The sequence below is a fragment of the Affinundibacterium flavidum genome (assembly GCF_014284175.1).
Taxonomy (GTDB): Bacteria; Pseudomonadota; Gammaproteobacteria; order Burkholderiales; family Burkholderiaceae_D; genus Undibacterium; species Undibacterium flavidum.
This window is the reverse complement of sequence record NZ_JACOGA010000013.1, coordinates 138896-152721: the sequence shown is the minus strand read 5'-3', so window position 1 is coordinate 152721 and position 13826 is coordinate 138896. Positions and strand designations below refer to the sequence as shown.

General features: G+C 47.1%; 11 protein-coding genes. All 11 read right to left on the bottom strand.

Features of this window, described 5'->3' with window-relative positions; genetic code table 11:
* The coding region (locus H8K55_RS14845) for a retention module-containing protein (RefSeq protein ID WP_186942839.1) at positions 1-2348 on the bottom strand (2348 nt) is incomplete at its 3' end.
* A gap of 101 nt (positions 2349-2449) precedes the next feature.
* A complete protein-coding gene (locus tag H8K55_RS14840) occupies positions 2450-3040 on the bottom strand; it encodes a response regulator transcription factor (protein WP_186942838.1) in 591 nt (196 codons plus the stop codon).
* 57 nt (positions 3041-3097) lie between these two features.
* Positions 3098-4510 (bottom strand): HlyD family type I secretion periplasmic adaptor subunit, encoded by a 1413-nt coding sequence (locus H8K55_RS14835; protein ID WP_186942837.1) that lies wholly within the window; start codon positions 4508-4510, stop codon positions 3098-3100.
* A complete protein-coding gene (locus H8K55_RS14830) occupies positions 4507-6711 on the bottom strand; it encodes a type I secretion system permease/ATPase (protein ID WP_186942836.1) in 2205 nt (734 codons plus the stop codon). The genes H8K55_RS14835 and H8K55_RS14830 overlap by 4 nt, the downstream gene beginning before the upstream one ends.
* A 251-nt stretch (positions 6712-6962) precedes the next feature.
* Positions 6963-7937: a magnesium/cobalt transporter CorA gene (gene corA / locus H8K55_RS14825; RefSeq protein ID WP_186942835.1), complete on the bottom strand. Its 975-nt coding sequence runs from the start codon at positions 7935-7937 to the stop codon at positions 6963-6965.
* Positions 7938-7953: 16 nt separating this feature from the next.
* A complete protein-coding gene (mtgA, locus tag H8K55_RS14820) occupies positions 7954-8646 on the bottom strand; it encodes a monofunctional biosynthetic peptidoglycan transglycosylase (RefSeq protein ID WP_186942834.1) in 693 nt (230 codons plus the stop codon).
* Between the two features lie 2 nt (positions 8647-8648).
* Entirely contained in the window at positions 8649-9482 is an 834-nt protein-coding gene (gene aroE, locus H8K55_RS14815; RefSeq protein ID WP_186942858.1) for a shikimate dehydrogenase, read from the bottom strand.
* 20 nt (positions 9483-9502) lie between these two features.
* Complete coding sequence (locus H8K55_RS14810) at positions 9503-10399, bottom strand: TonB family protein (protein ID WP_329605048.1); 897 nt, start codon at positions 10397-10399, stop codon at positions 9503-9505.
* Positions 10400-10434: 35 nt separating this feature from the next.
* Positions 10435-12543 carry an RNB domain-containing ribonuclease gene (locus tag H8K55_RS14805; protein WP_186942833.1) on the bottom strand — a complete coding sequence of 703 codons (2109 nt, stop codon included), beginning with the start codon at positions 12541-12543 and terminating at the stop codon, positions 10435-10437.
* A gap of 67 nt (positions 12544-12610) precedes the next feature.
* Positions 12611-13240: a chorismate--pyruvate lyase family protein gene (locus H8K55_RS14800; protein ID WP_230408640.1), complete on the bottom strand. Its 630-nt coding sequence runs from the start codon at positions 13238-13240 to the stop codon at positions 12611-12613.
* A complete protein-coding gene (locus H8K55_RS14795; protein ID WP_186942832.1) occupies positions 13240-13812 on the bottom strand; it encodes a YqiA/YcfP family alpha/beta fold hydrolase in 573 nt (190 codons plus the stop codon). The genes H8K55_RS14800 and H8K55_RS14795 overlap by 1 nt, the downstream gene beginning before the upstream one ends.
* Between the last annotated feature and the right edge of the window lie 14 nt (positions 13813-13826).

Genomic DNA, 13826 nt, shown 5'->3' with positions numbered 1-13826 from the left:
ACCGGTGCTGCATTGGCGCTGCTTAAGGTCACGGTATACGTCACCGTTCCAGCTGCTTCATTGACGTCGCCTGGACCGCTAATACTAATCGTTGGTACTGCGCCGTCCGTGATCGTGCCTGTGCCGACTATCGCTGCACTATTTTGTGCTGTCGCTGCCGATAAAGTGATCGTTTCAGATCCTTCCACCACGCCGTCATTGGTGGTGGCGATACGCACCTGGAAGCCATTGGCTCCCGCTGGTACGACTACGCTGCTGCCTAAAGTATTCCAGGTCACACCGCCATCGGTGGAAACTTGTTGTACGCCCGTATCGGTTCCTAGTACTGCAGAACCAGAAGATGGGGTGACATTGACTGTTGTCGCTGTTGTGCTGGTGCCGCTTAAACTCACAGTGAAAACCAAGCTCTCACCTTCACCAGCCGTAGGACTAGAAACGCCGACCACAGTTAAAGCTTGATCTTGAATAACTGTCGTTACACTACTACTACCCAAAGTTGCATTTGTCGGGGATGAAAGATTAATTTGGAAATTCTCACGACCTTCAAAAACACTGTCACTATTAATCGCGACAGTCACTGTTTTGCTCGTTTCACCTGGCGCAAAACTGACACTTCCATTGGATGCGAGGAAATCCGTGCCAGATATTGCAGTACCGTTTGCAGTGCCATAGTTGACGCTAATTGGCGCAACACTGGCAGTACTCAGCGTGATCGTATAAGTGACGGTGCCATTGGATTCATTCACTTCAGCCGGGCCACTAATACTCACCGTCGGAACTGCAGCATCAACAATAGTGCCGAGCCCGACAACCGGACTAGCATTTTGTGGAGTGCTTGCCGACAAATTGATCGTCTCATTGCCCTCTAATAGACCATCAGTAGTAGTCGCTACACGCACCAGAAATGTACTAACTCCCGCTGGCACACTCACATTGGCACCAAGAGTCGTCCAAGTCACACCGCTATCAATAGAAAATTCTTGCGCTCCGGTATCTGTTCCCAGTGTTGCAGTGTTTGAAGAAAAAGCAACCGCAACTGGCGTTGCAGAAGTACTGACACCACTTAAATTAACAGTGAAAACCAGGCTCTGACCTTCGCCAGCACTAGCACTGGAAACACTGGCCACAACCAATCGGTCGTCATCGACGCCACCAGTCCCAGTGCCGTCATCACGAATCGCGATAGAGGCACTGCTAGTACCCAAAGTAGCATTAGTCGGCGTTGATAAATTCACCTGAAAAATTTCACTACCTTCGAATATACGATCATTAGCAATACTCACCGTAATCGTTTTACTGGTTTCTCCAGGTGCGAATGTCACACTGCCACTAGTCGCAGTAAAGTCACTACCAGCAACAGCAGAACCGTTGGCAGTATCAAAATTCACGAGAACAGAAGCGGGACTAGCTTCGCTTAAAACAACTGTAAAGCTAACCGTACCAGCAGCTTCATTGACACTAACAGGGCCGTTAATACTAATTGACGGCACAGCACCATCCAAAATCGTACCTTGCGCTATGACATTGGAAGTATTTGTCGATGTGCTGGCAGATAAAGAGAAGGACTCAGTCCCTTCAATCACCCCATCATTCACTGCAACAACACGAACAATCACACTAGTCACGCCAGCAGGAACCAAAACACTATCGCTCAACGGTGTAAATGTTTGTCCACCATCGACCGAGACCAACTGCGTAGAAATATCAGTACCGACGACGGCAGAACCAGACAACAGACTTAAGTTAAGAGCTGCAGGCGCTAAATTATTGCCACTCAAACTCACCACAAACTCTTGCGTACCACCTTCACGGCCAGATGCGGCGGTGACTGAGAGTACTTCTGTAGAGCCAGTTTGTTGTGCAGAGTTGGCTGGCGTTGGCGCCAGCGTATGAGCTTCGGTATTCACCTCGGTATTCGCGGAAATCGGCGTCACATTTTCGGCGATACGTTCAACGCGGACAAAACCATTACCATCACCGACATCGCCACCACCTAAACCAGCGGCAGTTTCTTCGAGCAATTTATCGAGACTATTTTCGCCTATGACGGCGTTGGTAACGCTTTGCGGGGATGCGTCCGCCGGCAGAAGTGCAGCGCTAGCGATTTCAGATTGACCTGGCGCAAAGACAGTGGAGTCGAGCGTGACCGTTTCATTTTGGCGAACCAGATAGTTATGACCGGAATCAAAAGCCAGTTCAACCTGCGCACCGGGCGCTGCGATAATCACGTCCTTTTCATAGACGACATCGCCGACTTTCAATTGATGTTGCTTGCCATCAGGAGACTTAATGATAGCTTGACCTTGAAGTGCAACTACTTTGCCAATAATATTTGTCGAATTTGCCATTGCGAGTCTCCGGACGGATAATGTGAATATCCAGACTCTAACAAATCTATTTCCCCAGGATAATTGTACCTAGGTACTAGAAAACATGCTTTTAACGATCTTTAACTATCTTTTACAAGTAAGGCTAGCTGCAGGCGATTTTTTAGTTGCAATTTATCCAAAACAGCACCGACATGCGCCTTTACGGTACGCTCGGTGATGCTCATTTTTGTGGCAATTTCTTTATTACTTAAACCTATGGCGATCGCTTTGGCTACTTCAAGCTCACGGCTAGTCAACAAGTTTGACCATTTCCCCAAAGCTTTTTCTAATTTTTGCTGTTCCGGCGCGCCATTACCTAATAATTTTTGCATGATGGATTCGCCTATCCAAATCCCCCCTTGCTCAACGACGCTCGCAATATTCAGTAAAACTTCTGCTCCTGCATGCGTATTGCTATACGCTTTTGCCATCATAGAGAATGCTGCCAAAGCCTCCATGTCATTCGGCATATCACTCATGACAACGACTAACGCTTGTGGCGCGACAGCTTTCAACGCCAACACCTGCTGGGCGATAGTTTGCTTTTCATGCAGATGTAACCACACTAAAGCTTTAGAGTTATTCCACAACTCGTGCGAGGTCGACAGCTCTGGCAATGTAATCGTTCGAGCCAAAGGAAATGCTTGCTTTAAAGAGATGGGCAAATCCATCGATTCAGAGCAAAATAAATGCAGAGTGAGGCAATTTTGATCAAACAATTTCATCACCTAGCGCTCAGTAAACGCGGCTTGCTTGGCACGCAAAACAGGTTTTAACATATAGGAAAGTATCGTCTTTTTGCCAGTAATAATATCGACTTCTGCCACCATACCCGGAATGATTGGCTGTCCACCTTCCAAGGTTGCTTTATTCGTTGCGACGCGCACCGTGTAGAAGGTATTACCTCTTTCATCGGTTACCGAATCGGCACCAATATGCTCAAGTTTCGCTTCCAATCCGCCATAGGTAGCAAAATCATATGCCGTGAATTTCACGACTGCTTTTTGACCCGGCACTAAAAATGCAATGTCTTTTGGCGCGACCTTGGCTTCCAAAATTAATTTACCATCGCTAGGCACTACTTCCACAACATCGCGCCCCGGTTGCACCACGCCCCCAACGGTGTTGACCAATAATCGTTTAACGGTGCCACGCACTTGCGAACGTATCGCCGTTTGTTTGACTTTATCTGCCAGTCCCGTGCCGCTCTGTATTAATGAATTTAAGCGTGACATGGTTTCAGATAATTCCTTACTTGCATTATTTCGCACCGCTAATTCAACTTCTTGAATTTTTCGACTAGCTTCGTTCATCGCTGCGCCAGAACGTGCGATTTGCGCGGTAGCGACATCACGCTCACCTTTAAATCGCGAAACATCGCGCTCCAATCTTAAGAGCTCGACTTCAGACACCGCCCCCGTGCTCAATAATGGCCGGGTCACAGTCAGCTCTTTTAAACTCGACTCATAAGCGTTCGATGCTTGCTTCTGGCGAGCAATTGCCTCAGCCTGTTCTTGACTACGCTGTTCATATTGCTGTCTGGCGATAGACACCTGTGCGTTCAATTCAGAGGTCGCCGTTTCATACAATTTTTGCTCTTCTTGCGCGGTTTTAGGGTCTTCGGTAACCACTTCTGGCGGAGGCACAAAAGCCTTGCCTTCGCCAATCGCGCGCAAGCGAGCGGCTTTTGCTGTTAATGACAAATATAGGGCACGATTTTCATTCACCGATGATTCAAAGCGAGTCGGATCAATCTGCAGCAGAATTTGCCCTTCATTCACGACCTGACCTTCTTTTACCAGAATATCGGTCACAATCCCACCGTCCAAACTTGGATAAACCTGCAACTGCTGAGAGGGGATGACTTTGCCTTCGCCTTTGGTAATTTCATCGACATGGACAAATGCCGCCCATACAATGAACAAGACGCAAAATATCAATACAGCGTGAAGCAATACCCGCGCACGCAAAGGTTCTTGCTGCGCAATGATGCTATCTGCATCGAGCATAAAATCGGATTCAGGCAAACTGACGTCATCTTGCCAACGCTGCAACCAACGCCCTGGTGTCATACCCAGACGCAAACGCAGTTTCTCAAGAAGCGAGACCAAACCCAAGCCAAAACGCTGCCAGAATTTCATAATTTGGCTCTTCCTATTTGTCCGGTCTGCAAGGCATGCATGACCTGATCACGTGGACCATCAGCGACTATCATGCCATGATCGACGACGATGATACGGCTCGCCAGGTCCATTAAGCTGGGGCGATGCGTCACGATAATCATGGTCTTATGCTTACCATAACGACCAATCCTGTCTTTAAATTGTGCTTCAGAAGGATAATCCATTGCACTGGTAGGCTCATCCAATAACAATACTGGCGGATCTAAAAGCGCAGCGCGGGCAATCGCAATACTTTGGCGCTGGCCGCCTGAAATCGATTCGCCACGCTCACTGATTTGCATATCAAAGCCTTCAGGATGACTATTCACAAACTCTGTCAAACCTGCCAACTCGGCCGCCGCAACAACCGCTCTATCGTCGGCATATGGGGCACGAATTGTAATATTTTCGCGCAAAGTGCCATAAAACAGCATGGAATCTTGCTCAACATAGCCAAGGTTACGGCGCAAATCCGCCGGATCAAGCTGGCGCAAATCCACATCATCCAACAACACTGCACCTTTGGTTGGCGCATACAAACCCAAAATCAGTTTTTCTAAGGTCGTTTTTCCTGAACCTATACGACCGATAATGACGACGTGTTCACCTTGAGAAATCTTAAAGCTAATGCCACGTAAGGCTTCTTCCTTACGCCCCGGGTAACTGAAATGCACATTACGAAACTCAATCTGCCCCTTAATTTCTGGTCTGTGCACAAAAGCTGTTTCGTCACTACGCTCGGTTGGCGTTGCCATAATTTTTTCTAGCGATGCCAAAGAATTTTTCGCGCCTTCAAATTGCAACATCAAACCGACCACTTGCGATACTGGTGCCATCGCACGCCCAGCCAACATGGTGGAAGCGATCAATCCGCCCATAGACATCATTTTTTCTTGGATCAAATACACGCCAGCGATCACTACTGCCACATTCACCAATTGTTGAATTGTCGATGCGCCATTGATACTAGACGATGACAGTAGCTTCAATTCAGAATTCACTTTCGCCAGAAACGCCGTGGTTTTTTCCCACTTGGCTTGCATCTGGCTTTCTGCACCATGCGCCTTAATGGTTTCCAACGCGGTCAAACTTTCGACTAAAGTTGAATTACGCAAAGCAGCTGCGCGGAAGGTTGTCTCAGACAATTCTCGCATTTTGTGCTGGACCATATAGCTGTAGATCACCACCAAGATGATCCCAATAATAGGCAGGAGTGCAATTGGCCAGGCAATCCACACTAAGGCGAACAAAAACAAAATAGCGAATGGCAAGTCAATCAAGGCGGTCACGGTCGCCGATGCAATGAAATCTCGCACCGTTTCAAAAGAACGTAAATTCGACGCGAATGCACCAACCGATGCAGGGCGTTCGGACATACGCATGCCCAACACCCGTTCCATAATCAAACCAGATAATTTCAGATCGATGCGATTACTCACCAGATTAATGAAATGTCCACGTAAGACTCGGACCCCATAATCAAGTAGCAAGACTATAGTGATACCGCCGCCAAACACCCATAAAGTCTGAATCGCAAAATTCGGCACCACGCGATCATAGACATTCATCGTGAACAAAGGCATTGCCAGTGCAAACAAATTAATTAATAGAGCAGCAGCCAAAATATCTTTGAAGATGGGGCTCTGTTCTAACACTGCCCCCCAGAACCAATGGCGTTGCGGTACGACCACCAGCGGTGGGGTACGACGATCGAAGCGAAAATGTGGTCGAGAAAAAATAGCGACGCCGGTATAGCGTTCAGTCAATTCCTCTACGCTCATACTTACTGCGCCTTGACCAGAATCGGGCATCAACAACTGCGCCCGAGTTCCATCACTACTCCAACTTTGCAATAAACAAGCTTCGTTATTCTTCAATAACAAAATTACTGGCATCAATGCTGCGTCTATTTTGAGCAAGTCGCGACGAACTACTTTGGCAGAAAACCCCGCATGAGCAGCAGCCCTGGCAAATAGGGAGGGAGTAAGTCCAGCGGCAGGCAATGGCAAACCAGCAGTCAATGCCGCACGGGTACTCGGTCTGCCATGAATTCTGGTCAGCTCTACGAGGCAATCAAGCAAGGGATCGCGATGCAAGAGATCTTCTCGAATTCCCGAGCCAAAACCGATGCCACTAGGTGCTTTTTCTGATTTTGAAGTTACGCTGTCGTGCTGAGTCATTCGTTGGCCGCCATCGTGGACAATGCAAGAATAGTTAAGGCCCTTCAGAAATCTTTGAGCGTTCACTTAACATATCAAAGACATCAAATAGAGCAATTCAGTTCATTTTCAGCAGCCCAACTCGAGCTACCGGAATATTTGATCTGGTTGATTTTACAATAGCAATAATTTTCTCGAAAGGAATATTACTATCAAGAGTTTGATATTTACAATTCTTAACAAACCGATACCAAAATTCGCTCCAACTTAGTTTATTTCAGCCATCCGCGATGTTTAAAATACCAGAACGGCGTAATGGCAGAGACCACCATCAATCCCAAGGCAAATGGATAACCAAAGCTCCACTCCAATTCAGGGAACCACACCTTAAAATTCATCCCATAAATACTGGCGATCAAAGTTGGCGGCAAAAAGGCGACCGATGCCACCGAGAATATCTTAATAATCTTATTCTGGTTAATATTAATAAAACCGACAGTCGCGTCCATCAAGAAGTTGATCTTATCGAACAGAAAGGACGTATGACCGTCAAGCGATTCAATATCGCGCAAAATCTGGCGCGCTTCTTCAAACTGCTCAGCATTGAGTAATCTGCCGCGCATTAAGAAACTGACCGCACGCCGCGTATCCATCATGTTACGGCGAATACGACCATTCAAATCTTCCTCTTGCGCAATCGCATTCAAAGCCACCGCCGCGTCCTGATCTGAAAAGTCTTTCTGCAAAACTGCACGACTAACCTCTTCCAGATTCTGATAAATGCCCTCCAAGGCATCCGCAGAATACTCAGCGTCGGTCGCGTACAAATCCATAAGCACATCTTTGTAATCGGCAATCGAACCCGGACGAGAGCGTGCCCGCATTCTGACCAAGCGAAATACCGGCAAATCCACGGTATGCACCGAAAACAAAATCTCACGGGCTAAAATAAACGCCACGGTCACGGTGCGTGCTGGCTCGTCATCATCGTCATCATCAATCAGAAAATCGGTCCGTAAATGCAAGTCACCGTTATCCGCCTCGTAATACCGCGCCGATGCTTCAATGTCTTTGACTTCATCTTCACCTGGTAGGGTCACGCCATAAATCCCTTTAACCCATTCACGCTCTTCTTCGTTAGGATCGGTCAAATCCACCCACACTGGCAGAGTGTTTTCTAAATCTTCGCGGCTTTCAATATGGATTTGACTCAAACGTCCATTGTGCAATACGAATACATTGATCATGTTCAATCCTTAATCGCTACGGTAACTCGGAAGAGTTCATGCGACGTAAAATAATTTCACTGCGCTTTTGCAAATAGCCTGAGCCAGTATTTTTATCATAATACCTTGGCTTGGGTAGCATCACCGCCAAACGAGCGGCTTGCATCGGCGATAAAGCGGCAGCGCTGATGCCGTAATAATGTCGCGCCGCGGCTTCCGCGCCAAAAATACCTATGCCCCACTCCACCGAATTCAAGTAAATTTCAAAAATGCGCTCTTTGTCCATGCACATCTCTAACATATACGTAATGATCAGCTCTTGCCCTTTGCGATAATAACTACGCTCACCAGATAAAAATAAATTCTTCGCCAACTGCTGAGTAATAGTCGAACCGCCCGACACGACTTTGCCTTTTTTCTTATTTTTCTCAAAGGCCTTTTGCATTGCCTCCCAATCCACACCATCATGCTCTGAGAAACCATCATCTTCAGAGGCAATCACCGCACGCTTCAGATTTTTTGAAATTTTCGAATAATTGACCCACTGGTGTTTCAATACAAATTTCGGATCTTTCTCCTGCAAGACGGCCTCTTGTTGTCGCATGAAACTGGTGGATTCAGGATTAAAACTACGCCACCAAACTATCTGCAGCAAAAAATACAATTGCAGCAGTAAAAAAAGTCCTAATGGTAAGACAATCAACCAAAATAAAATACGCTTCAATCTCATCCTCAAGCGCTCCCTTTTTTTTGAAAATGCGCCAACACTTCAGCCGTATTTGGTCGCACACCACGCCAGATAAAAAAGGCTTCCGCCGCCTGCTCAATTAACATTCCCAAACCATCTCGGGTCTTGGCGCCACATTGCTGCGCATATTGATTGAAACTCGTGACCGTATCGCCATACATCATGTCATAGGCTAAACTTTCAGGGCCAAAAACATGTGCGGGAATCGGTGGAACCTCGCTCTGCAAACTGGCAGAAGTCGCGTTAATAATGACATCAAAACTCTGCGTCGACTCCTCTTCTAACTGCTGCCAAGTCACGGCATCGACTTCGCAAGAAGTGAAAGTCTGCGCTAATTTTTGTAATTCCTGCGCTTTTGATAAAGTGCGATTAGCAATCGTCAACACCGCAGGCAGTTCCTGCAACAAGGGCAATAAAGCGCCACGTGCCGCGCCACCAGCGCCGAGTAACAACACGCGTTTGTCACGAATCGGCGTTGCGGCATTACAGGTAATATCGCGCACCAAACCAACACCATCGGTGTTATCCGCAATAATTTTTCCGTCCACAAAATGCAAAGTATTGACCGCTCCAGCCATGCTCGCTCGTTCACTTAATTGATGAGCCAATGCAAAGGCTTCTAATTTAAAAGGAACAGTTACATTCGCTCCTTGTCCACCCTCAGCGATAAATGTCCGCACCGCTTCAACGAAGCCATCAAGCGGTGCTAGTCGAGTGTGATAGTCGATGTTTTGCCCGGTTTGTTGTGCAAACATGGCATGAATCACAGGCGATTTACTGTGATGGACAGGATTTCCGAAAACGCAATAATGATCCAAGTTATTCGCAATCAAATCACTCATTGCCGATCTCCTCGCATCTCTGTTTCCAATTGCTGTTCTCGCGTAAATTTAAAACGTGTGATCACGATCCAAATATCGTCTTTGTCTTTTGACCGCATATTCGGTGGAAAATTACCGAAAGGCGCGGCCTTGCGAATAATTTTCAAAGCGGCGTTATCTAATGCTGGGTTCCCCGAGGTTTTTTCAATTTTCGGACCACCGCCTTTTTCATAAATCGTGCCATCTTGAAAAATCGGAATATAGATAATCACTTCGCCGTACAATTTTTTCCCATTCACTTGCGGAAAATTAATTGTGCCGACCTCTTCCACTTTTTTCTGTAAAGATTTGTAGTAAATCGCGTGACCCACCGCTTGCGTGCTCGGCGATAAAAAGGTTTTGCGTGGACGCTTGTTTTGATCTTCTATCGCTTGTGAAATTTCAGCAATAGAGCGCGCCAATGCTTTATTACTGTCAACCTGATCACGTCCATTTTCAGCTTGTTGATTATCTTCCAGCTGTTTTTTGTCGAGTATGCGTTGAGATTTAAAACGCGTTTCATTGCGCACTTGATCAATCAATTGACGCTGACGTTCTTCCAATTCTTGAATTTTCCTTTGGGCGACTAAGACGCTATCACCATCTTCCGTTTTGCGCATATCTGGCAACGGTGATTTAGCACGCCCTTCGTCATTCGCACCACCACCATCCAAATTGACTTGCGCCAATGCTTGCGCTTGCATGGGGCGTTTGGCATGTTTGGCATTCACCAAAATAATTTCCAAGCCTGGATCTTCCGCCGCGACGGGTTCGGCTTTCGGCATGACAAAATGCACCATCAACACAATGGTGTGAAAGAGCACCGACACAATCACGGCTGCGCTCAAAATTAAATTATCGAGAATTATTTTCACAAATCAAATCCCATGCTGCATTTTTTTATTCGACTTTAGGCGACGGCGTCCGATTCTGGATCAACATTTTCCGCAACTTCAGCGACCGAATTCGACTCTTGCAAAGGCAAGCTTTCTGCGCCTTCAATAACTGTCTCGATTGTTTCTGCCGATGCATCTGCAGCATTAACGTCAGGAGCATCAAGGTCAGCAGAGATCTCACCCTCATCTTCCGGCGCGTCTTCTAAATCTTCTTCTGTCAGCGTCGTCAGCATTTCCAGCAAACGCACTTCTATGCTGAGATCCAACTCATCCCAGCGAATCACTTCGAGTCTGACTTGAGCCCCACGTGCCATTTGTGGCATACCGGGCAGACGAATAATCAAGGGGATTTCTAACAAACGCAAGACTTCATCTTTTAATACAACAGCATCAACTTGATGACGATTTTCCTGTCCCAACCAACGCAAACACCAATAGCGTTCCATATTCGTTTGGAAGTCACCGTAGGCTGCATAAGCCGCGTCAAATCCAGAGACAATGGCAAACAGATCAGCATCTTTTGGTTTAAATGGCGCGACCAAAGCGGCAGTTACACCGTGCTGCACGCATGCGATGATTTGCCATTGATTCACTAAGTCGGTGTAACGACGCAAGGGAGACGTACTCCAGGCGTATTGATCGACGCCTAGGCCTTGATGTGGCGCAGCATGCGTGACCATACGCACTTGCATCTTGGCAGCCCAACCACCCGAGCCACCACCCTGTGCGCGATAGATGCCCGGAATGCCGTGATCGGCCAGCAATTTACCCCATGTGCTATTCGCCAAAATCATCAGCTCAGCAACAATCTTATCGAGTGGCGCACCACGCTTGCGGCGGACGATGCTGACCACATCATCGTCGACATAAAAATTGAAATCGACACGATTAGTTTGCTCTGGTTTCAAACCGAAACTTTCGCGCTTTGCCATACGCCCAGCTTCTAACACTTGCACCCATTTCCACAGCAGAGCGATATCGGCTTTGTGTGCGTACTCACCAGCATCATTGGCGAGATTTTCTTCCGTGACGAAAGCATCGAGTTCATTGTGTCTGAGGTTAGCAGACATAGGAATGGCTTCCACTTTGGTTTCGCTACCGAGTATGCTCCAGTCATCAGTATTGACCGTCACATACAGCGACACCGCTGGACGCGTCTGCCCTTCGCCCAAGGTATAAATCTCTACCAATTCGTCGGGCAACATCGTAATTTTATCGCCAGGCATATACACCGTGGACATGCGGCTACGCGCAATCATATCCAGCGCATCGTTACGCTGTATGCCCAGAGTAGGTGCTGCGATGTGTATGCCGACTTTGACCGTATTGGCATCAATAGGCGTAATTGAAAACGCGTCATCGATCTCTGTCGTCGTCACGTCATCAATGGAAAATGCGCGTACATCGGCCACTGGCAAATCTTGCGGCAAGCTTGGCAATGGTGTTTGAGGGAAGCCAGAACCTTTAGGAAAATGCTCGAGCAAAAATTTAGACAGATGAAAATCTTTCGCGTTCTTCAAACCGCCACTGGCTAACATCAAGCGCGCCGGATTCATCTGCAATGCCGAGCAGGCTTCAACCAAAGCTTTGTACTCGATACTATTTTTGTCAGGTTTAAATAATAATTGCAAACCCAGACTCTGAAATTGTTCAGGCAAACGCAATTGCTTTAATTCTTCAACATACGCCTCTTGAATAATCGCCTGTTGTTTTTTCTTTTCTATACCTGCCAAAGCCGCCTTCAACGCAGTTTCAGGAGCGGCTTTATAACGACCACGCCCCTTTTTATAGAAGTAAAATGGCGCGCCATGCAAGGCATAAATTAAACTGGCCGCTTCTATTGGCTGCGGCGCATGTCCAAAATATTCAGCGCCTAATTCAGCAAAACCAAACTCTTCCTGACCAGCGACTTCCCATAAAAATTCCAGGTCTATGTCAGCTGCCTGTTGCTTGGATTGATCCAGTAAATCTTGCGGCGTTGGCGTAGTGAATTGCAATAACACGTCTTTTGCTTTCACCTTGGTGCGTTTACCGCTAGCAAGTTCGACTTGGTAGGCTTCGCCTGCTTGCGACAACACACTGCCCGCCTTGAAATCGCCTGATTCTTCAAAAAATAAATTCATTCTGTCTGTCTTCTAAATTATCTACATTTCTACACTGCTACGACGCTACTACGACAATAATTCGACACTACCTCGAAACAATGAAGTCAGATCGCGTCATCAGGCGCAGATCATGTATCGTCGGCAAAAATACTTCTGTTACCAATAGCTTCGCACCATGACGCTTAAATACAGATCGTCGTGCTAATAAATATCGAGAAGCTGGGCTTGTTGACTTAATTAATCCACAAGCTGCTATACGCCGCATCAATGGATGAGTCCAGCTCAAGCGTGCGTACTGCAATTCTCCGCGTTGCACCATAGGGTCATTAAACAAAGTCGTGCCCAATGAACGATTTCCCAATGACGCAAACAAAGGCCACTCATGCGCAGTCGCACTCAGCGGCACGACTGTATGCGCATACACAACCGCCACATCATCGCAACGCAATAAGACTTCGCGCTCTATCACTTGCTGCGGTTTAGCCAAATCAATCTCAGCAAACTCATCCTGCAAACACATCGCCCGTCCTTGATACAAGCGTTCTACCCGAAACTGTTGACTATGCGCGATCAAACGTGCTGTGAGCGAAGCACGATTACTCAGCCAATCTGCCATGAATGGCGTAGTTTGGACGCCATTAATATGCTGATGCCACTGCGCGAAAGCTGGTCGATGTAGCTGCTTGGGATGATCAGATAACATACTATTCAGCATCACATTCCAGCTTCACAAAATGCCATGACCAACTCGATATATTCTGCAAACTCGCTAAGGCCATGATCGCTGCCTTGTATCACCAACTGCTTCGCCGCCGGATAATGCGCAACCATTTCACGCCAATCTAAAACTTCATCACCTGTCGCCGCGATCAAAAAATAACGCTCAGGCTGAGTAATTTTGTCGATGGCAAATCGCTTCAACTCAGCTATGTATTCATGCTTAAACTCAAACGGTGCATCGCTATGAAATGCTGTACTCACGCCCACATACTTTTCTAAATCACGCGGTGGCTTGACTGCTGGATTAACTAACACTGCTCTACACTGATTTTGCTCGGCCAAATAAGTGGCGTAGTAACCACCTAAAGAAGAACCAATCAAGACCAGATTATTCCCGCGATATTGATCAATCAATTGCTGTGCCAGTGCAATCGCTTCAGCTGGAGACGCGGGTAATTGCGGGCAAATAAATTCGTCCGCGCGCCCTATAGCCGCAAAATGTTGCGCCAACAAACGTGCTTTAAACGAGCTGGGAGAGGAGCGAAATCCATGCAAGTACAAAATCATCTTAGTGTCTGCTT

Coding starts and splice junctions, on each gene's coding strand:
- H8K55_RS14800 (WP_230408640.1), bottom strand. CDS start 13,240: ATGCTGAATAGTATGTTATCTGATCATCCCAAGCAGCTACATCGACCA.
- H8K55_RS14795 (WP_186942832.1), bottom strand. CDS start 13,812: ATGATTTTGTACTTGCATGGATTTCGCTCCTCTCCCAGCTCGTTTAAA.
- mtgA (WP_186942834.1), bottom strand. CDS start 8,646: ATGAGATTGAAGCGTATTTTATTTTGGTTGATTGTCTTACCATTAGGA.
- H8K55_RS14830 (WP_186942836.1), bottom strand. CDS start 6,711: ATGACTCAGCACGACAGCGTAACTTCAAAATCAGAAAAAGCACCTAGT.
- corA (WP_186942835.1), bottom strand. CDS start 7,937: ATGATCAATGTATTCGTATTGCACAATGGACGTTTGAGTCAAATCCAT.
- H8K55_RS14835 (WP_186942837.1), bottom strand. CDS start 4,510: ATGAAATTCTGGCAGCGTTTTGGCTTGGGTTTGGTCTCGCTTCTTGAG.
- H8K55_RS14805 (WP_186942833.1), bottom strand. CDS start 12,543: ATGAATTTATTTTTTGAAGAATCAGGCGATTTCAAGGCGGGCAGTGTG.
- H8K55_RS14840 (WP_186942838.1), bottom strand. CDS start 3,040: ATGGATTTGCCCATCTCTTTAAAGCAAGCATTTCCTTTGGCTCGAACG.